Source organism: Streptomyces sp. NPDC048566, assembly GCF_043199735.1.
Classification (GTDB): domain Bacteria; phylum Actinomycetota; class Actinomycetes; order Streptomycetales; family Streptomycetaceae; genus Streptomyces.
Genome location: NZ_JBICWL010000028.1, coordinates 20,881 through 40,240, shown reverse-complemented (window position 1 = coordinate 40,240; position 19,360 = coordinate 20,881). Strand labels below are relative to the sequence as shown.

General features: G+C 74.8%; 17 protein-coding genes. 8 read left to right on the top strand and 9 right to left on the bottom strand.

The window, feature by feature from the left end; genetic code table 11:
- Positions 1–98 precede the first annotated feature (98 nt).
- From ACGFS9_RS28520 to ACGFS9_RS28505, 4 genes are all read right to left on the bottom strand, one after another.
- Positions 99–1,691, bottom strand: a complete 1,593-nt coding sequence (locus ACGFS9_RS28520; RefSeq protein ID WP_393257094.1) for a hypothetical protein — start codon at positions 1,689–1,691, stop codon at positions 99–101.
- Positions 1,688–3,421, bottom strand: a complete 1,734-nt coding sequence (locus ACGFS9_RS28515) for a DUF3492 domain-containing protein (protein WP_393257093.1) — start codon at positions 3,419–3,421, stop codon at positions 1,688–1,690. The genes ACGFS9_RS28520 and ACGFS9_RS28515 overlap by 4 nt, the downstream gene beginning before the upstream one ends.
- Before the next feature lie 435 nt (positions 3,422–3,856).
- The gene (locus tag ACGFS9_RS28510; RefSeq protein WP_393257092.1) at positions 3,857–5,332 is read right to left on the bottom strand and encodes a DUF3152 domain-containing protein; all 1,476 of its coding nucleotides are present in this window, start codon (positions 5,330–5,332) and stop codon (positions 3,857–3,859) included.
- A gap of 8 nt (positions 5,333–5,340) precedes the next feature.
- Positions 5,341–6,330, bottom strand: a complete 990-nt coding sequence (locus tag ACGFS9_RS28505; protein ID WP_393257091.1) for an alpha/beta fold hydrolase — start codon at positions 6,328–6,330, stop codon at positions 5,341–5,343.
- 159 nt (positions 6,331–6,489) lie between these two features.
- On the opposite strand from ACGFS9_RS28505, the gene ACGFS9_RS28500 reads away from it, so the two are divergent.
- The 4 genes from ACGFS9_RS28500 (at position 6,490) to ACGFS9_RS28485 (ending at position 8,511) form a co-directional block, all read left to right on the top strand.
- The gene (locus ACGFS9_RS28500; RefSeq protein WP_393257090.1) at positions 6,490–6,708 is read left to right on the top strand and encodes a hypothetical protein; all 219 of its coding nucleotides are present in this window, start codon (positions 6,490–6,492) and stop codon (positions 6,706–6,708) included.
- A gap of 187 nt (positions 6,709–6,895) precedes the next feature.
- Positions 6,896–7,537: a TetR/AcrR family transcriptional regulator gene (locus ACGFS9_RS28495; protein WP_366696622.1), complete on the top strand. Its 642-nt coding sequence runs from the start codon at positions 6,896–6,898 to the stop codon at positions 7,535–7,537.
- Positions 7,538–7,811: 274 nt separating this feature from the next.
- The gene (locus ACGFS9_RS28490; RefSeq protein ID WP_028801993.1) at positions 7,812–8,039 is read left to right on the top strand and encodes a DUF3107 domain-containing protein; all 228 of its coding nucleotides are present in this window, start codon (positions 7,812–7,814) and stop codon (positions 8,037–8,039) included.
- Between the two features lie 199 nt (positions 8,040–8,238).
- Entirely contained in the window at positions 8,239–8,511 is a 273-nt protein-coding gene (locus ACGFS9_RS28485; RefSeq protein ID WP_393257089.1) for a hypothetical protein, read from the top strand.
- Positions 8,512–8,709: 198 nt separating this feature from the next.
- Here the strand turns inward: ACGFS9_RS28485 and ACGFS9_RS28480 are convergent, their stop codons facing one another.
- Entirely contained in the window at positions 8,710–9,471 is a 762-nt protein-coding gene (locus ACGFS9_RS28480; RefSeq protein WP_393257088.1) for a ferritin-like fold-containing protein, read from the bottom strand.
- A 267-nt stretch (positions 9,472–9,738) separates the two neighbouring features.
- On the opposite strand from ACGFS9_RS28480, the gene ACGFS9_RS28475 reads away from it, so the two are divergent.
- From ACGFS9_RS28475 to ACGFS9_RS28465, 3 genes are all read left to right on the top strand, one after another.
- Complete coding sequence (locus tag ACGFS9_RS28475) at positions 9,739–12,222, top strand: DEAD/DEAH box helicase (RefSeq protein ID WP_393257087.1); 2,484 nt, start codon at positions 9,739–9,741, stop codon at positions 12,220–12,222.
- Positions 12,223–12,438: 216 nt separating this feature from the next.
- Positions 12,439–13,308 carry an alpha/beta fold hydrolase gene (locus ACGFS9_RS28470; protein ID WP_393257086.1) on the top strand — a complete coding sequence of 290 codons (870 nt, stop codon included), beginning with the start codon at positions 12,439–12,441 and terminating at the stop codon, positions 13,306–13,308.
- 514 nt (positions 13,309–13,822) lie between these two features.
- Positions 13,823–13,975, top strand: coding sequence for a hypothetical protein (locus ACGFS9_RS28465; RefSeq protein WP_393257085.1), 153 nt, complete (start codon positions 13,823–13,825; stop codon positions 13,973–13,975).
- A 177-nt stretch (positions 13,976–14,152) separates the two neighbouring features.
- On the opposite strand, the gene ACGFS9_RS28460 is transcribed toward ACGFS9_RS28465, so the two are convergent.
- The 3 genes from ACGFS9_RS28460 to ACGFS9_RS28450 all read right to left on the bottom strand — a co-directional run bounded on the left by ACGFS9_RS28460 (position 14,153) and on the right by ACGFS9_RS28450 (position 16,891).
- Positions 14,153–14,758, bottom strand: a complete 606-nt coding sequence (locus tag ACGFS9_RS28460) for a MarC family protein (protein WP_393257084.1) — start codon at positions 14,756–14,758, stop codon at positions 14,153–14,155.
- A gap of 329 nt (positions 14,759–15,087) precedes the next feature.
- A complete protein-coding gene (locus tag ACGFS9_RS28455) occupies positions 15,088–15,945 on the bottom strand; it encodes a PHP domain-containing protein (protein ID WP_393257127.1) in 858 nt (285 codons plus the stop codon).
- A gap of 304 nt (positions 15,946–16,249) precedes the next feature.
- A complete protein-coding gene (locus ACGFS9_RS28450; RefSeq protein ID WP_393257083.1) occupies positions 16,250–16,891 on the bottom strand; it encodes a DUF6758 family protein in 642 nt (213 codons plus the stop codon).
- Positions 16,892–17,054: 163 nt separating this feature from the next.
- On the opposite strand from ACGFS9_RS28450, the gene ACGFS9_RS28445 reads away from it, so the two are divergent.
- The gene (locus tag ACGFS9_RS28445; protein ID WP_393257082.1) at positions 17,055–18,308 is read left to right on the top strand and encodes an MFS transporter; all 1,254 of its coding nucleotides are present in this window, start codon (positions 17,055–17,057) and stop codon (positions 18,306–18,308) included.
- A gap of 147 nt (positions 18,309–18,455) precedes the next feature.
- Here the strand turns inward: ACGFS9_RS28445 and ACGFS9_RS28440 are convergent, their stop codons facing one another.
- Entirely contained in the window at positions 18,456–19,040 is a 585-nt protein-coding gene (locus tag ACGFS9_RS28440) for a suppressor of fused domain protein (RefSeq protein WP_393257081.1), read from the bottom strand.
- Positions 19,041–19,360 lie beyond the last annotated feature (320 nt).

Below are 19,360 nucleotides of genomic sequence, written 5' to 3'. Positions count from 1 at the left end.
AGGGGAGGGTGCCGGGGTGCGCGGTCGGGGACCGGACGGGCCGCACGGGACGGCGGGGGTCCGGGCGCCCGGTGCGTCGGCACGGCGGCGGCGTCGCTTCACGGCGCCTCGCCGGTCGGGGCGTGGGCGGAGGCCCGGGTCAGGGCGCGGGTGGCGTGGAGGAGCAGGACGGCGGCGCCCGCACCGCACGCGAGGGCGGGTACGGCTCCCGCACCCCAGGCGCCGACGAGGGAGTCGACCGGGGTGGCCAGGAACGCGCAGCCGGGCAGCCGGGCGGCGATCGCCGTCGTCAGCGCCGCCGCCTCGGCCGTGCCCGCACCGGCCAGCACCAGCGCCGCGACGTGCCCGGATCCGCGCGCCGTCAGCAGCCGGGCGAGCAGGAGCAGGACGCCGAGGGCGCAGGCACCGGCGTAGCCGGGAGGTTCGCCGAGGATCGCACCGCACAGGGCGAGCAGCCCGAGCAGGGCGCAGCCGAACAGGCCGACGGCCCCGAGGAGGAGCGGACGCACGGAGGCGGCGAACTCCTCCAGCCCACGGCTCGTGGCCAGCCGCCGGCGGGCCCGGCCGACGAACAGGTGGGCGCACCACGCCGCGGGGGCGCAGGACAGCGTGAGGGCGAGGAAGGGTGCGGTGGCCAGGGGCCGGTTCCCGTCCGGGCCGTCGCCGAGGGCGGCCCGCAGCAGACCGTCGCCGAGCAGGGTGTAGGCGACGAGCCAGCCCGTCCATGCGAGGGCGCCGCCCGTCGTGCCGTGGCCGCTGCTCAGCGGACCGCGGCGGAGGGCCGGCCGAAGCCCGAGGGCGAGGGCGAGGGCACCGGTCGCGGCGACGGCGAGACGCGGCTGCCCCTCGGTGAGCCGCAGCCCGGTGACGACGGCGGCGCCGAGCGCACCCGGCACCAGCGCGAGGACCGCCCACGAGCCGAGGGCGCCGACGGTCGCCGACGGCCGCGCGTCCGGGGTCGCGGCCTCCGCGTCCCGCGGCACGCGCGCGTACATCTCCTCGGCGAGCGAGAACACGTCTCGGTGCCGGAAACGGGCGGCGGTGCGGTCGGTGACGCCGTGGGCCTCCAGGCCGGCGGCGATCTCCAGCGGGTCGACGGCCCGTTCGCAGAGGTCGCGATGGCGGTGCATCAAGGTCTTCACCGGGTCCACGGCCCCGCGGCGTCCGACGACCCTGCGGACACCGTCGGCGCTTTCGTTGCCGGTGCCGGTGTGGCTGCCGGTGCCGGCGTGGCTGCCGGTCCCGCCGTCCTGGGTGGAGTGGCCGTCGTGCTCGGCGTCCACGGTGGAGTGGCCGTCATGCTCGGCGTCCGGAGCCTTGGTAAAACTGTTCGCCGGTCCGGTGCCTCCGGCCGGGGACCTGTTCCCGGGAGACCGGCTCGCGTCCGGCCGGCCCCCACCCGGCCGACCGTCACCAGGTCTGCTGTCGTCCGGTCCTGCCCCGTCCGGCCGGTCACCGCCCGGTCGGTCGCCGTCCGGCAGGCTCCTGTCCGCGGTCATCCCGGCGGCCGTCGCGGGACGTTCGGCGGCGCCGCCGCGCGGGGTGGCCCCGTCGGCCTCCGCGGTCCGCCGCGCGGCGGGCCGCTCGTCCCGTGCGCCGGGCCGCGCCGGCGCGGGGATCGGTTCGGTCGGGGCCGCGCCGGCGGCGGCCTCGTCGGCGCGGACGTGCGTGACGCCGTGCTCGCCGCTCATGCGCCCTCCCCCGCGGTCGCGGACGCCGTGGCGCGCACCGGTGCCTCCTCTGCCCGGCGGGGCCGGTGCGCGGCCGCCGGGCGGGACTCGGTCCAGCGCCCCGCCAGACGGGCCTCGGCGGGCATGCCGAACGGCAGCGGCCCTCCCGTCCGGTCCACGACCGCGCGGCGGACCGGGGAGTGCGAGACGATCTCCAGGTAAATGCCGTGAAATGCCGTGATGTTCTGCTCGACGGTGAAGAGTTCGAGGGCGCGGGCCCGGGCGGCCGCGCCGAGGCGGGCACGGCGCTCGCCGTCGCGCAGCAGCGCCACGCAGGCCTCGGCGAGCGCCCGCGGGTTGCGCGGCGGGACCACCAATCCCGTACCGCCGATGACCTCGACGACCGCCCCGACGTCGGTCGAGACCGTCGCCCGGCCGCAGAACATCGCCTCGACGAGGCTGATCGGGAAGCCCTCGACGACGCTGGAGAGCACCACCAGGGCTCCGGAGGCGTAGGCCTCGGCGAGGCTCGGTACCTCCGGTGCGCCGATCTCCTCGAAGGAGACCGGGTTGTCGCCGACCGCGTGCACGCCCTCGGCCTCGTCGGGGAAGAGCTGCGCCGCGAGCGCCTTGCAGTGCGCGAGGTAGGTCGCACCGTCGGGGCCGTCGGCGGGGGCGCCGACGATCCGCAGCCGGGTCTTCGGCTCCTCCTTGCGGATCTCCGCGAAGGAGTGCAGCAGCGAGACGAGGTCCTTGGCGGGCTCGATGCGGCCGACCCACACCAGGGTGTCCGGGTCGGCGCGGAGGCTGCCCTCGGCTCCCTCTCCGACCTCGGCGAAGCGCTCGGACTCCATGCCCGGGTAGACGGTGCGCACCTTCGCGCGGTCGGCGCCGCAGCGCTCCTGCCAGCGGCGGGCATGGGCGTTGCCGGGCGTGATGACCGTGGCCGCGCCGTACACCTCGGCGGCGAGCGCGCCGTGGAAGGCGGCGAGCAGGGCGCGTACGGCGGGGGCCTCGCCGGCGGTCGCCGGCGCGAGGTAGTGCGCCCGCAGCGGCACGCCGTACTCGGTGACGAGCAGCGGCACCCCGACGAAGTGCCGGGCGAGGAGGCCGGGCAGGGCGGCGGCCCCGCCGGCGGCGGCGTGGCACAGGTCCACCGCGCCGAGCCCGTCCTCCTCGTACCAGTCCAGCGAGAGGGGGCGCAGGGCGCGTTCGATGTGGCCGGCGACGGCGAGCAGATCGGGCACGCGGGCCGCGCGGGCCGTGCGCAGGGCTCCGGGCGCGCGACAGGCGCGCTCCAGGGCACGGACCGCGCCCTCCGAGCGCAGGGCGCCGACCAGACCGCCCTCGTCGCGGGCGAGGTCGGCCAGGCCGTACAGCGCGCTGGCGAAACGGTCCGCCTGAAGGGCGGGAAGATCCGCCGCACCGCCGGAGGACTCCACGGCACCCGGCGTCTCCGGTCCGGCGCAGACGGCCGCGGCGAGTTCTCCGTACGCCTCGGCGAAGCGGCGCCTGGCCCGGCGGCCGTGCACCACGCCGTCGTCCTGCGCCGTCCACAGCGGCGCGGTGCGGACCCGGCTGACCTGGGAGGGCAGTTGGATCCAGCCCTCGTCCTCCTGGCGTTCGGTGCGGCTGAGCGCGTAGATGTCGAACTCGTGCTGCCCGAGCCCGCGTACGAGCCGGTCGCACCAGAGTCTGGCGTCACCGCTCACATACGGATAGCCACCCTCCGTCAGCAGTCCGATGCGCACCAGCCCACCCCCGATCTCCCGTATGGGGAGCCGCCGTTGACTCGGCGGCTCGCAGCGGGACGAACGTATGCGGACAAGGCGGTGGCGCGACGGACGGTTGTCCGTCGCACCACCAAAAGGGGTGAACGGTCGTAACTTTCCCGCGCGGGACGCGTTTCGTCGCGCTAGGGGATCAATCCGTCACGATCCGCTGAACGGGAGGCCGGAGCGGACGCCGCCCCGGGCCCGGAGGTTGGCGTCACGCGGGACGCGACCCACACCCCGGACCGGCCGCGGGGCACGGGGCCGCCGACTCCCCGCGCGTCGCCCCGGCCGTGGCGCGGTGCGCGGAGGACGCACTCGCGGACCGTGAGCGGCCGTGCGCCGCACGCCGTTCACCCGCGGCCCGCCCGGGACCGACCGGGCCCCGCGCCCTGGCGATGCGGTGACGCGTCGTCAACTCTTCGGGTAGACCCAGGGGTTGGCCAGGCAGTGGATGCCGTCGTGGTCGAGGAACTTGGTCTGCTGCTGCATGACGGGAGCGAGTTCGCCGTCCTTGTCGCAGTTGACGTGGCCGTATCCGAGCCGGTGCCCGACCTCGTGGTTGATCAGCATCTGCCGGTAGGCGTAGATCTTGTCGCCGTACGTCTTCGCCCCCTGGGCCCAGCGGTAGGCGTTGATCATGATGCGCTCGGTGGCGGCCGAGTCGCAGGAGACGTTGTCCTCCGTGGTGTCGAGGCCCGACTTGGCGCACCACTGCGCCGTCGTTCCGGGGCTCGCCAGCGTGATGACGAAGTCAGGTTTGCCCGAGCTGATCCGTTCGAAGGCGCGGGCTCCGTCGTGGGCCCAGCTCCGCGGGTCGTTGAGCGTCTTGTGGACCGCTTCGGCGAAGAGCGCGCTGTCGAGGCCGAGCCCCTGCTCCACGTCGACACGGTAGGTGTACGTGCGCCCCTTGCCGGGCGCCTTGGCGGAACCGGGCACGGCGTCGAACTTCCCCGGCCCCTTGAGCTTCGGGCCGAGCGCGTACGTCTTGGCCATCTTCTCGTCGTAGGTCAGCGCCACCTCGGCCGTGCCCGGGCGTCCCGCCTGGGTGGGTCTGCCGTCGCCGCGCGAGGCGGGGTCCTCGGCCACCCGGCCGCCGCCCGCGGCGGACTGGGCCCGGGCGCCGTCGCCGTGCTCTCCGGTGGCGACCTGTCCGGCGACCACGACGGCCAGCACGGTGGTGACCGCCGCCGCCGCGATCCCGGTGAACGCCCGCCCCTTGCCGCCCTGCCCCTGGGCCTTCTCCTGGTCCGCGGTCCGCGGCGGCTCGCCGGAGCCGCGGGTGCGGTCGTCCTCGGCGTCCCACGCCGTGCCGGCAGCGCGGGGGCCGTCGGACAGGTCGTTCCGGGCGCGCCCGGGAACCCCCGTACGAGGGGTGAAGAGGTCGCCGTCCTCGTCCCCGCCGGCGTCGAACGCGTCGACGTACGCCTGGCGCGGGGTGGCCGACGGCTCGCGACGCTGGCGCGGGAGCAGCGGACCGGAGAGCGCCTCGTGCCGGGCCGGGCCGTCGCCGGACTCCCCCCAGCCGCCCCCCGGTTCACGCTGCTCGGGGTGCCCGCCGCGTACGCGGGGCGTGCCGTGGGCGGGGGTGCCGTCGAAGGGGCTCGGGAAGCCGTGCGCCGGCGTGCCGTCGTCGAAGCGCGGCGTCCCCCGGGCGGGGGTGCCGTCCGCGAGCCGCGGGAAGCCGTGGGAGGGAGTCGCGTCGGCGCGCGGGGCCGTGCCGCGCGGGAGGCGGTCGCCGGGCGGGCGGGGGCCGAGAGCGCCGCGCGGCGCCGGGGCGCGGCGGGCGGGCTCCGGGTCCCGCCCCGGCGACCGCTCCTCGTCGGGAACCGCCCGCGTCTGCGGGGTCTCCGTCTTGTCGGCCCGCCCCCGACGACTGTGTCGTCCCACTTCCCGCCTCAGCTCTCCGCGCCGGTTGCCGCCTCGGAGGTCGACTTGCCCTGGTCCGCGAGGAGTTCGCGGAACGCCGTGGCCACTGCCTGTGGATACTCCATCATGGCGACGTGCCCCGCGTCCGGCAGGGTGAGCAGCCGGGAGTCACGGAAGGCACGGGCCGCGCGCTGCGCCATACGGTAGCCCACGAGTTGGTCGCGTCCGCCGTACACCAGCAGCGTCGGCGCGAGCACGCGCTCGGCCTGCCGCCACAGCCCGTGCTGGCCGCCCAGCGTGTAGGCGTTGACGATCCCGCGCGACGAACGCGCCATGGCGTCCCAGAAATAGGGGAGGGCGAGCCGGCGCTCCATCTCCTCCACCGCGTGGCGGAAGCCCTCGGGCGTGACGATGCCCGGGTCGCCGTAGCACAGGGCCGTCACCCCGCGCACGCGCCTCTCCGCACTCCAGTCCCTGGTCAGCCGGGTGAACAGGCCGGCCACACCGGGCAGGGCGAGCAGCGCGGTGGGCCACGCGCTGCGCTGGGCGCGGATCTCGGGCAGGGCGGGCGAGACGAGGGTCAGCGTGCGGACGAGATCGGGCCGGACGGCGGCCACCCGGGTCGAGACGGCGCCGCCGAGCGAGTTGCCGAAGAGGTGGACGGGGCCGCGTCCGGACGCGTCGAGGTAGCGGATGACCGCGCGGGCGTGTCCGGTGACCGAGTAGTCGCCGTCGTCCGGCGGCGGCGAGTCGCCGAAGCCCGGAAGGTCCAGGGCCTCGCTGTCCACGAGCCCGTCGAACAGCGGCATGAGCGCCGACCAGTTCTGCGAGGAACCGCCCAGGCCGTGCACGTACAGCGCGGGCGGCAGGCCCTCGCGCGCCGGCGGTCTCGACCGGATCGTCAGCGAGATCCCGGGAAGCCCGACCGACCGCAGCCGCTCGCCCTCCGCGACTCTGACGGCACCGACTCTGGGCGTGACGGTGGTGGCCAACGCGGACGGGAGTTCGGTCGAAGACATGCCGCAATGTTACGAGACGATCACGTCCGGGCCTCTGTGTTCGCCGTCACAGACGGCGGGCGGATCGCATAGCGCCCCGATCCTGTGTCTCCTAGGCTTCCATCGAGGGCACTCGTCCGTTCGTCAGGAGCGCACTCGTACCGTTCGGGAAGAGGAACCATGACAGTCGACCCGACAGACCCCGGAACGTTCGACGACCAGTTCCGGAACGTCCTCGGCGCGGAGGCCCCGGAGGCGGACGCCGCCGAGCAGGCCAGCGAGCTGGATCCCCCGGCCGAGGACGACCCGGAGCCCCCGGGCGACCCCCTGAACGCCGACGAGGGGGATCGCGCGGAGCAGGCCAGGGCCGTCCGGGGCAACGACGACGACTACCGCTGACGCGACACCGTCCGGCCCGGCGGAAGGGGGCGGGCGGGCGTCCGGCTCGTCCCGTTCGACCCCGTGTGCGCCGTCGCCGTCGGCGTCCGGTCCGTGAAATTCTGCGCTCGCACCGCACACAGCACGGTTACCGAAAAGTACGATGGCGGCGCGGCGCACACCGCAGTGGACGATTTTGGGAGGCGGCGTGACAGCCATCGAGCAGACAGAGGCGGCACGCCCGCGGGGCACTCGCCTGCCGCGCCGTGCACGACGCAACCAGCTCCTCGGCGCCGCCCAGGAAGTGTTCGTCGCCCAGGGTTACCACTCGGCCGCCATGGACGACATCGCCGAGCGCGCGGGCGTCAGCAAGCCGGTCCTCTACCAGCACTTCCCGGGCAAGCTCGATCTGTACCTCGCGCTGCTCGACCAGCACTGCGAGTCGCTGCTCCAGGCGGTGCGGGCGGCACTGGCGTCGACCTCCGACAACAAGCTGCGCGTGCGCGCCACGATGGACGCCTACTTCGCGTACGTCGAGGACGACGGCGGCGCCTTCCGGCTGGTCTTCGAGTCGGACCTGACCAACGAGCCGGCGGTCCGCGAGCGCGTCGACAAGGTGACGCACGAGTGCGCCGAGGCGATCTGCGACGTCATCGCGGAGGACACCGGCCTGTCCCGGGCGGAGTCGATGCTCCTCGCCTCGGGGCTCGGCGGCCTCGCGCAGGTCGTGGCCCGTTCGTGGCTGCACAGCGACCGCAGCGTCCCCCGCGACCAGGCGGTGCAGCTGCTGACCTCGCTCGCCTGGCGCGGCATCGCCGGCTTCCCGCTGCACGGCACCGACCACCACTGACACCTCCCGGGGCGGTGTCCCGGACCGGACCGCACGGGTCCGGCGCCCCGGGCCGCCCGCCGGTGCCCCGAGGCGCCGCGTGCGGCAGGGCACCCGCGGCCGCGCCGGGGACGGCGGCGGCCGGGGGCACTCCCCCCGGCCGCTTCTTTGTTCCCGTCCTCTGTTCGCTCCTGGCGTTCCCGGGCGGCGGTCGCCACTCCCCTCACCGGGCTAATGTGTGCTGCGTACGGCGCGTACGGACGCGCACATGACTGACCGTCGGAGGGACAAAGCCGTGGAGGTCAAGATCGGCGTGCAGCACGCGCCCCGCGAGATCGTTCTGGAGAGCGGTCAGACCCCGGAAGAGGTCGAGCGCGCGGTGTCGGAGGCGCTGGCCGGCAAGTCGCAGCTGCTCAGCCTCGTGGACGACCACGGCCGCAAGGTCCTGGTTCCGGCCGACCGCCTGGCCTACGTGGAGCTCGGTGAGCCCACGCAGCGCAAGGTCGGATTCAGCGCTCTGTAGAGGCCCGCAGAGCGGCACGGAGTGAGCGGAGGGGTCCGGCGGCATTCGTCCGCCGGGCCCCTCGCGTGCGTCCCGCCCGGCGCGGGCCGCGCCTCAAACGGCGCACGGTCCGGGCCGGGGGGAGGGTTGCGTTCCGCACGCCGGGGGTAGGACCGGCTACGACCGATTTGCACCGGCCGTGAGGGAGGGACACCCCATCATGTTCTTGGAAGCGCTCGGCTCCGCGCTGCTGGGTCTGGCCTTGGCGTGGGCGGCCGCGTACCGCCTGCCCCACCGTCTGCCGACGCGCAGCCTCGTCCTGTCGACGGGGGTCGCGGGCGGTCTGTTCGGCGCGTTCCTGGCCCACACGGCGCTCGGCTCGGGCCACTTCCTGGCCATCATGGTCGGAGCGGTCGCGGTCTCCGCGGCGCTGCTGTCGCTGCTGCTCCGGCCGGAGGAGCGTTTTCGCCGCCGCCGCTCGGCGACGGCGTAGCCCGCCGAGCCGGATCGGCGGGTTCCTCCCGCGCCGCCGGGCCGGCCGTGCGCCGGATCGCCGGCCGCCCGGTCCCGGCGACCGCTGAGCGGCGGCGGGCAGGCGGCCGGGCACCGCACCTCGACATCACGGCACCGCCCGGCGCCTCCCCGGGGCCCCCGGGGCCGGGCCGGGACCGGTCCGGCCCGCCGGGATCGCTCAGGCGGCCAGCCCCAGCGCCGCCATCCGCTTGGTGTGCGCCTCGGTGATCCGGGAGAACATCCGGCCGACCTCCGCCAGGTCGAACCCGTCCGCGACCCCGCCGACCAGCATCGTCGACAGGGCGTCGCGGTCGGCGACCACCCGCTGCGACTGGGACAGGGCCTCGCCCATGAGGCGCCGCGCCCACAGCGCGAGCCGGCCCCCCACCCGGGGGTCCGCGTCGATCGCGGCCCGCACCTTCTCGACGGCGAAGCTCGCGTGGCCGGTGTCGTCGAGCACGCCGAGGACCAGTCCGCGGGTGTCGGAGTCGAGGCGGGCGGCGACCTCGCGGTAGAAGTCGCTGGCGATCGAGTCGCCGACGTACGCCTTGACGAGGCCCTCCAGCCAGTCCGACGGCGCCGTCTGCCGGTGGAAGCCGTCCAGGGCGGCGACGAAGGGGTCCATGGCCTGCCCCGGGTCCGCGCCGATGGCGGAGAGCCGGTTGCTCAGCTGCTCGAAGTGGTGGAACTCGGCGGACGCCATCTTCGCCAGCTCGGCCTTGTCGCTGAGCGTGGGCGCCAGTTTGGCGTCCTCGGCGAGCCGCTCGAACGCCGCCAGCTCGCCGTACGCCAGCGCTCCGAGCAGGTCCACGACCGCGGCACGGTACTGCGGGTCGGCGGAGGCCGTGTCCCAGTTCTGCGCGGCGACCCCGGTGGCCTGGGGAGCGGTGTCGGCGGGGGCCTCGGCGGGCTTCTCAGCGGCGTTGTCAGGCGTCGTCATGAAGCGCACAATAGCCCTCTCGCCGCACGGGGGAAGTCCCTGGTCAACCAGTGTGACGACGACGACGTGACCGAACCGGCCATCGCATGTGCGCGATTCCGGGGTATGGTGGTAATGCGCCCGGCGAGTACGTGTCGGGCCGCACGAATGAGGATGCCCGGTCGGTGGCCCGATCGGCTCCGACCCGACAGCCCTCCTCGTCGGTACGGCACAGTGCGTACGACATCCGGAGGGGCCCTCAGCGGCACGAGAGCTCGAGCGTCGGCAGTGGTCCCATGCCACTCGGCCCGCCCATCACGGAGCGGCCGACGTCCCCGGCACGGTCCCGACACGACCCCCGCGCTCGCCTCGCACCGCGTACACAGAAGAGGCAGCACCCTGACTACGACGTTCCGAGAGCTCGGAATCCTTCCCGAGACGGCCGAGGCCCTGGAGGCCGTCGGCATCATCAACCCCTTCCCCATCCAGGAGCTGACGCTCCCCGTCGCCCTGACGGGCACCGACGTCATCGGCCAGGCCAAGACCGGCACCGGCAAGACGCTCGGCTTCGGCCTCCCCCTGCTGGAGCGCGTCACCGTCCCCGCGGACGTCGAGGCGGGCCGGGCCACGCCCGACAAGCTCACCGACGCCCCGCAGGCCCTCGTCGTCGTGCCGACGCGCGAGCTGTGCACCCAGGTGACGAACGACCTGCTGACCGCCGGCAAGGTCCGCAACGTGCGGGTCCTGGCGATCTACGGCGGCCGTGCCTACGAGCCCCAGGTGGAGGCCCTGAAGAAGGGCGTCGACGTCATCGTCGGCACCCCGGGCCGTCTGCTGGACCTCGCCGGCCAGCGCAAGCTCGACCTCGGCCACATCAGGGCCCTGGTCCTGGACGAGGCCGACGAGATGCTCGACCTGGGCTTCCTGCCCGACGTCGAGAAGATCATGAACATGCTGCCGGCCCGCCGTCAGACGATGCTGTTCTCGGCGACCATGCCGGGCGCGGTCATCGGCCTGGCGCGCCGCTACATGTCGCAGCCCACGCACATCCGCGCCGCCGCGCCGGACGACTCGGGCGCGACGGTCGCGAACACCCAGCAGTTCGTCTACCGCGCCCACAACATGGACAAGCCGGAGATGGTCGCGCGCATCCTGCAGGCCGAAGGCCGCGGACTCGCGATGGTCTTCTGCCGGACCAAGCGCACGGCGGCCGACCTCGCCGACCAGCTCCAGCAGCGCGGTTTCGCGTCCGGCGCGGTCCACGGCGACCTCGGCCAGGGCGCCCGCGAGCAGGCGCTGCGCGCCTTCCGCAACGGCAAGGTCGACGTGCTGGTCTGCACCGACGTCGCCGCCCGCGGCATCGACGTCGAGGGCGTGACCCACGTCGTCAACTACCAGTCCCCCGAGGACGAGAAGACGTACCTGCACCGCATCGGCCGCACCGGCCGGGCGGGCGCCAAGGGCATCGCGATCACCCTCGTCGACTGGGACGACATCCCGCGCTGGCAGCTCATCAACAAGGCTCTGGACCTCGGTTTCCCGGACCCGCCGGAGACCTACTCCACCTCGCCGCACTTCTTCGAGGAACTGAACATCCCGGCCGGCACCAAGGGTGTCCTGCCGCGTTCCGCGCGCACCCGCGCCGGGCTCGCGGCCGAAGAGGTCGAGGACCTGGGCGAGACCGGCGGCCGGGGCGGTCCGCGGGGCCGCGGCGGCCGCTCGGCCGGGCCGGCGGTCGCCGAGCGCGAGCGGGACCGTTCGGAGCGCACCCCGCGCCGGCGTCGTCGCACCCGCGGCGGGGAGCCGGCCGGGACGCCGTCCGCGGCCCCCGAGGGCACCGCCCCGGCACCCGCGGCGGAAGGGGCCACCGAGCCTCGCACGCCGCGCCGCCGCCGGCGTACGCGCGGTGCGGCGGGCTCCGAGCCCGTGGCCGCCGTCCAGACCGCCGAGGTCACCGAGACGGCGGTGGCCGCCCCCGCCGCGGCCGAGGCCGTCGCCGAGGAGCCGCTCCGCACGCGCCGGCGTCGGACCCGCAGGACCGCCGAGAGCATCGAGGCGATCGAGAACGCCGAGGCGGCGGTGACCGCGGCCGAGGCCGTGGTCGAGACGGTGGCCGCCGAGGCCGTCGCCGAAGCGCCCGCCAAGCCGGCCCGCCGCCGCACCCGCAAGACCGCGGAGACGGCGCCGGCCGCCGAGACGGCCCCCGAGGCCGCCGAGGAGGCGCCGGCCAAGCCCGCGCGGCGCCGGACCCGCAAGGCCGCGGAGGCCGCGGTCGACACCGTCGAGGCCGCCGCGACCGAGGTCGCCGAGGCCGTCGCCGAGACCAAGCCGCGGCGCACCCGCGCCAAGGCCGCGAGCACCGGCACGGACACCGCCGAGACCGCCGACGCGGCCGAGGCCAAGCCCGTCCGACGCCGCACCCGCAAGGCCGTCGCCGAAGCCGACATCCCGGCCCAGACCGCGGACGACGCCGAAGCGAAGCCGGCCACCCGCCGCCGCACCCGCAAGACCGCGGAGGCCGTCGTGGACTCGGCGGAGGGTGACGCGCAGGCGCCGGCCAAGCCGCGGCGCACCCGCGCCAAGGCCGCGAGCACCGGCGCGGACACCGCCGAGTCCGCCGACGCGGCCGAGGCCAAGCCCGTCCGACGCCGCACCCGCAAGGCCGTCGCCGAAGCCGACATCCCGGCCCAGACCGCGGACGACGCCGAGGCCAGGCCGGCCACCCGCCGCCGCACCCGCAAGGCGGTCGCCACGGAGCCCGCGGAGAGCTGATCCCGCACCGACGGCCCGGTCCCCCTTCCCGGTGGGACCGGGCCGTCGGCGTGTCCGGCCGCGGACGCCGCGTCCGTGCCCCCGGAGGGGCGGGTACTCGGCGCGGGCCGCGAACGCCACGTCCGGGCCCGCGGGGCGGGCGCCCGGTGCGGGGCGGCCGGCGGCGCCCGCACCTCACCCGAGCGGCCCGCGGCGGGGCCCGATAGCCTCCTGTGCATGAGCAGGCCCCCCACGTTCGTCCCGCCGGCAGGTGTCCGCGCGTACCGGTTGCCGACCGCGCGCGGCGAGTTCGCCGTCCTCGACGCGGTGCCGGACGGGCCGCCCAAGGGGACCGCCCTGCTGCTGCCCGGATTCACCGGCAGCAAGGAGGACTTCATCGCGCTGCACGCGCCGCTGGCCGCGGCCGGCTACCGGACGGTGGCCGTGGACGGGCGCGGCCAGTACGAGACGGACGGCCCCCCGGACGACGAAACACCCTACGCACAGGGCGAGTTGGCACTCGACGTGCTCGCTCAGGCCGCCGCGCTCGCGGGTCCGGTCCATCTGCTCGGCCACTCGCTCGGCGGCCACATCGCCCGCGCCGCGGTCCTGCTCGACGCAACGCCGTTCGTGTCGCTGACCCTCATGGCGTCCGGTCCGGCGCAGATCTCCCCGCAGCAGCAGGAGCGGGTGAAGCTGCTGCGCGACGCGCTGGCGGTGCTCGGCATGGACGAGGTGTGGGAGGCCATCCGGACGATGGAGGCTCCCGAGGAGACCGACACCGGCGGCCTCGACGCGGGTCTCGACGACGTGGCGGACCTGCGCCGCCGCTGGCTCGCCAACAGCCCGGCGCAGCTCGTCGCGACGGGGCGCCAGCTCTGCACCGAGCCCGACCGGGTCGCCGAGCTGGCCGCGCTGCCGCTGCCCAAGCACGTCGTCTCCGGTGAGCGGGACGACACCTGGCCGGTGCCGCTGCTGGACGAGATGGCCGTGCGGCTGGACGCCCGGCGCACGGTCGTCGACGGCGCCGAGCACTCCCCCAACACGGATCGGCCCCGGGAGACGGCACGGGCCCTGGCCGCCTTCTGGGACGCGGCCACCGGCTGACCGAGGAGCGCGAGCGGCGGACCGGGCGCGCGGGGCGCGGAGGGCCCGTTCGCGGTGTCCTGGCCCGGGTGCGGCGCGAGTGCCCGGACGCCGGGCGTCCCGCCCGCGCAGGGGGCTCGGGGTCGGAGCGGCCGAGCGCGCCGGCCACCGCCCTCTCCCGCCGGTTACGGCGTTCAGGTCGTCCCACCGCACCCCGGCGTCGGACGGTTCGGCGAGCGCCTGCGCTCCGCCGGGGGATACGGCGCGGGACACCGTCGTATCCGCACAGCCCGGAGCCGTCGGCCGTGCCATGCCCCCCCCAGGCGGTCACGTTGTGCGCACAACCGATCCCGCTCGGTCCTCGAACGACTCCGCTTACCGGTCAGTATTTAGGTTCTCGAAAATTTTCCTTAGCGTAGGGAATGTTTGTAACAAGCATCCCGTTGGATACATACGGAAGCCGGGACACGGAAGCCCCGGCTTCCGCCGACAAGTAGTTCTCCTCAGGAGGATGACCAGACGAAGGGAGAAGCCCTTGCGCTTCGAAATCATGCGACTCGACGATGTCGACGGCACCACCGTGGACAGCACCGTCGTGGACGCCGCCTCCGTCAACAGGATCGTTCAGCAGGCCGCCGCCATCGGACAGCGCCTGTGGATCCGCCCCGCCGATTCGACCGCTTCGTAATACGCCCGCAGTACGCACGAGGACGCGCTCCGCACCCCGCCGACACGCGGCATCGCGGACCGCTGATGTTCACGGACGCAGAGAGCTCCGGATACTTCGGAACCCCGCACGGCACCGACGCCGTGCGGGGTTCCGCGTTTGCGGCGGCACCGGCGGGCCGTCCGCGCACGGGGGCGCTCAGCTCCCCTGGATCACCTGGGTGACGCCGTTGATGATCTGCTGCACGGCGATCGCGGAGAGCATCATGCCCGCGAGCCGGGTCACGAGCACCACGCCGCCGTCCTTGATCACACGGATGATCAGCAGCGAGTAGCGCATGACGATCCACAGCACGACGTGGATGGCGAGGATCGCACTCCACACCGACACCTGGGTGGCGACGCTGTCGGCCTTCTGGACCGCGAGGATCACCGACACGATCGCTCCGGGGCCGGCGAGCAGGGGCATGCCGAGGGGGACGAGCGCGACGTTGACGTCCTTGGTCTGCTGGGGCTCGTCGGTCTTGCCGGTCAGCAGGTCCAGCGCGATGAGCAGGAGCAGCAGCCCGCCGGCGATCATCAGGGCGGGCACGGAGACGTGCAGGTAGTCCAGGATCTGGTGGCCGAGGAGCCCGAACACCGTGATGACGCCGCCGGCGACGCAGACGGCCTGGAGGGCCATCCGCCGCTGCACCTTGGCGGGGCGTCCCGCGGTGAGGGCGAGGAAGATCGGGGTGATCCCGGGGGGATCCATGATCACGAAGAGGGTGAGGAAGAGGGAACCGAAGACGGCGACGTCGAACATGGTGAGGATGAGCCTTGCGCGTGGTGAGCGGGGCGGACGGGGGTTCCGTCCGGCGGATGGGCGCGAGCGGGGGCTCGCGGGCGGAGGGTGCCGGCACGGACGGAGTCCCTGCCGGGCGGTGAGCGCGCCGGCGCGGAACCCGTCCCGGCGCGGAGTCCTGCCGGTACGGCGCGGACCCGTACCCCGGGCGGATCCGTGCGGCCCGGATTCCCGGCCGACGGCCGCCGTGCGCGGAGCACGGGGTGCGTCGGCCCCGGAGCGGGCCACCGGATCCCGCGGCCGGTGCGGGCCGGGGCGGCGCGCGGCGTCCGAGGGGCAGGGGCGAGAGGTCAGGATCCGCCGGCGCCCGGTACCGGGAACGCCCCGGTGGACCGGCGGGTGATCTCTCCGTAGACCTCGGGGTCGGTGGTGAACTCGCCGAGCACGCAGGTCTTCCTGCTGCCGTGGTAGTCGGACGAGCCCGTGGCGAGCAGCCCGAGTTCGGCCGCCAGGCCCCGCAGCCGGGCCCGCGTGGCGGGCTCGTGGTCCATGTGGTCGACCTCGATGCCGTCGAGGCCCGCCGCGGCGAGGTCGGCGATCACCGACTCGGGCACCGTGCGGCCCCGCTTGGCGGCGGCGGGATGGGCGAAGACGGTGACGCCGCCGGCCCCCTTGACCAGCCGGATCGCCTCGAAGGGGTCGGTCTCGTGCTTGGGGACGTAGGCGCGCCCGCCGTCGGCGAGCCACTCCTCGGTGAAGGCGTCGGAGACCGTGCCGACGACGCCCAGCTCGACGAGCGCCGAGGCGATGTGCGGGCGGCCGACGGAGCCGTCGCCGGCGATGCGGGCCACCTGCTCCCAGCTGATCGGCACCCCGATCTCCCGGAGCCTGGCGATCATCGCCTGGGCGCGCGGCACCCGGTCGTCCCGGACCAGTTCGCGCTCGGCGAGCAGCGCGGGCTCCTCGGGATCGAAGAGGTAGGCCAGCAGGTGCATGCCGACGCCGCCGACTCGGCAGGAGAGTTCGGCTCCGGTGACCAGGGTGAGGCCCTCGGGCAGCGCGGAGAGGGCTTCGGCGTGCCCGCGGGTGGTGTCGTGGTCGGTCAGCGCGACGACGTCGAGCCCGGCCGCGGCGGCGTTGCGCACCAGCTCGGCGGGGGTGTCCGTGCCGTCGGACGCGGTGGAGTGGGTGTGCAGGTCGATACGCACCACGCGGGCTCCAGACGGTGACGGACGGACGGGGACGCTCCAGGATAACGGGAATCCGGAGCGCTCCCGTCACACCCGAACCGGCCGAGTGCCCCCTACCGCTCCGGCCCGGCGGCCCGCCGCCGAGCCGGTACGCAACGCCGCCGGCACGACGGCACGACGGCACCCCGAACGCACACCGCCGCCCCGGAGGACCGGCCGGACCCGCCGCGACCGCCGGGGCCGGGGCATGTCCGGCGATTCCCGCCGACCTCGCACCGCCGTCCCGCCCTCCGGGCGACGACGGGGAAGGGCCGGACAGGCCTCAGGGCTCCAGGATGCGCGGGGACAGCGCCCCGCACGGCAGCAGGTCGACCTCGGCGCCCGCGTCCCGGAGGTCGGTCAGCACCAGCTCGTCGTACATCAGCAGTCCGGTCTGCTCGGGCCAGACGACCGCCCAGAGCCACAGCCCGAGCGCCTCGCCGGCGAACACGGCGCGGTCGTCGGGCGCGGTCGTCACATGCCAGAGCGGGGTGGGCCGGCCGGCCGCGAGGACCTTCGCCTGAGGAGGTTTCTCGACGCTCATGTAGGGGCCGGGGTCCGGGCCGTCGACGCCGGCGTACCGGGCGCCGAGACCCACGCCGAGTTCCTCGGCCACGAGGATCAGCTCCCCCGCGCCGCCGAGCGGGCCGGGCCCCGAGCACGCGACGGCGGTGGCCCGGCCGCCGCTCCGGTCGTCCCCGGCGAAGGAGACGCCGGTGAACAGCCAGCCGACGGGCAGCGGCCAGGGCATCCACACCGGCACCCGGGCGCGGTGCACGACCACACCGAGGGCCTCGACGCTGGGCGGGATCACGGGCTGCAGCGGATGCACCGTGCCGTGCAGATCGCACTGCCAGGAGTCGGCAAAGAGGCCGGGAGCCCTGACCCGGCCACCACACTTCGGGCAACTGGGTTCGCCCCTCATAGGGCCCAACGGTCCTCCCCGTCCCCCGTCGCGTCAAGGACGATCACCCGACCCGCCGTGCGCCGGACGCACAAAAACTGCGTGCATGTTGCATTAATTAGCCGATCTAACTTATTGTGTGCATAGCGCAACGATCTGACCGACACACAGCTAAGGAGCGGGCATGGCCGGCACCACCCAGGCCCCTGCCGCAGGGGACACGTTCGACGCGGGCGCGGGCGGGCTCCTGCGGCAGCCCAAGGCCGTCTGGGCGACGGCGGGCGCGTCCGTCGTCGCCTTCATGGGCATCGGCCTGGTCGATCCGATCCTGCCGTCCATCGCCCAGGGCCTCGACGCCACACCCAGCCAGGTCTCCCTGCTGTTCACCTCGTACTTCCTCATCACCGCCGTCGCGATGCTGGTGACCGGTTTCGTCTCCAGCCGGATCGGCGGCCGGAAGACCCTGCTGCTCGGCCTCGCCCTCGTGGTGGTCTTCGCCGGACTGGCGGGCACCTCGGGCTCGGTGGGCGAACTCGTCGGCTTCCGGGCCGGCTGGGGCCTCGGCAACGCGCTGTTCGTCTCCACGGCCCTCGCCGTGATCGTCGGAGCCGCGGCCGGCGGCAGCGCGGCGGCGATCCTGCTCTACGAGTCCGCCCTCGGACTCGGCATGGCCTGCGGCCCGCTGCTGGGAGCGCTGCTGGGCGACGCCAGCTGGCGCTACCCGTTCTTCGGCACCGCGTTCCTGATGGCGATCGGCTTCCTGTGCATCACGGCCTTCCTCAGGGAACAGCCGAGGCCCGCGCGCAGGACGTCGCTGCTCGACCCGCTGCGCGCCCTGGGCCACGGCGGCCTCGCGTCCGCGGCGGCCTCCGCGTTCTTCTACAACTACACGTTCTTCACCGTGCTGGCCTTCACCCCCTTCGTGCTGGACATGACGCCGTACAAGTCGGGGGCGGTGTTCTTCTGCTGGGGCGTGCTGCTGGCCGTCTTCTCGGTGATCGTGGCGCCGCGCATGCAGGCGCGGTTCGGCTCGCTCACGGTGCTCGGCGGCTCGCTGGTGCTGCTGGCGGCCGACGTCCTCGTCCTCGGGTACGGCGACCACGCCACCGCGATCGCCTGCACGGTCCTGTCCGGCGCCTTCATCGGCGTGAACAACACCGTCTACACCGAACTGGCCCTCGGGGTCTCCGACGCGCCGCGCCCGGTGGCCAGCGCGGGGTACAACTTCGTGCGCTGGTTCGCGGCGGCCGCGGCGCCGTACTTCGCGCCGAAGATCGAGGAGTGGACGAACCCCCGCGTCCCGTTCGCCGTGGCCGCGGTCACCGCGCTGCTCGGCGCCGCGGTGGTGGTCGTCCGCCGGCGTGCGCTCACCCACGAGGCGGAGGAGCTGGAGCCGGTGCACGCGGCCGAGGACGGCGTCACGGTGTTCGCGGACTGAGCCGGCCGGACCGACGGCCGGCCGTCCTCACGGCGGCCGGACCGCCCCGGGGCCGCCGCCGCACCCCGCGGCACGGAGGGGCGCCGCGCACGGGGCCGCCGAGTCGGGCGCGCGGCACGGCGCCTGACGCGCCGTCACCGGCCGGGGTCAGTCGAGGGGTACGGACCTGCGCTGCGGATCGCGCAGGTCCGTACCGCCGTTCAGCCAGCGCTCCTGGAGCGCGGCGGCGCCGTGCACGCGCTTCCAGGCGGCCTCGTTGGGCGTCATCGGGAGCAGCGGCAGGAACCGGACCGGGTCGGCGGGCTCGTCGAGTTCCAGGTCCTCCACCAGCCCCCCGGGCTCGGCGACCAGTACCGAGGTGAAGGGCGCGCCGGGCCACAGCGGCTCCCCCACGTCAAGCGAGGCGCCGGGAGCCACGATCAGCCCCTCGACCTGCGGCGAGGCGGCGAGGACGGCCAGCGGGCGGAGCACCTTGTCGGTGTCGGCGCCGGCCGGGCGGACGGACAGCAGCAGCTCGGCGCGCGGGCCCCTGACCGGGTCGGCGAGCGCCGCGGTGGGGTCGGCCATCGGCTGGGCCGACATGCCGAGGGTGGCGTAGCGGACGATGTCGCCCTCTGTGAAGCGCACCACCTCGATGCGGTCGGTGCCGAGGAAGGTGACCGCGGCCCGTGCGTCCGGTTCGCCCAGCGCGGAGCGCAAACGGGCCTCGACCAGGGGAAGAACATCTGCCATGCGCCGAGCATAGGCGGGGCCCCTCACCGGGGCGGGCACCGCACCCCGTGGTCAACAACGCGCAAAGCGGCGTCTTGACACATCGGTGCGCTGATAGTCTTGGCCGCTGGTCGGAGCAGCTGGCACGGACGTACTCCGCACGCCCTCGCGGCGGTGCGGGAGTTGGCGCCGTGGGCTCCGACGCGCTGAGACTGATCTGACTCCCCTTCGGAGGGAGACAGACTCCCCCTCGGGGGAAGGCTCGTCCCTCACGGGGGACCGACCGGAGGAGGTGGGGCTGCAATGGATCGAAGTCGATCGTGCAGTACCACCCGCTCTTC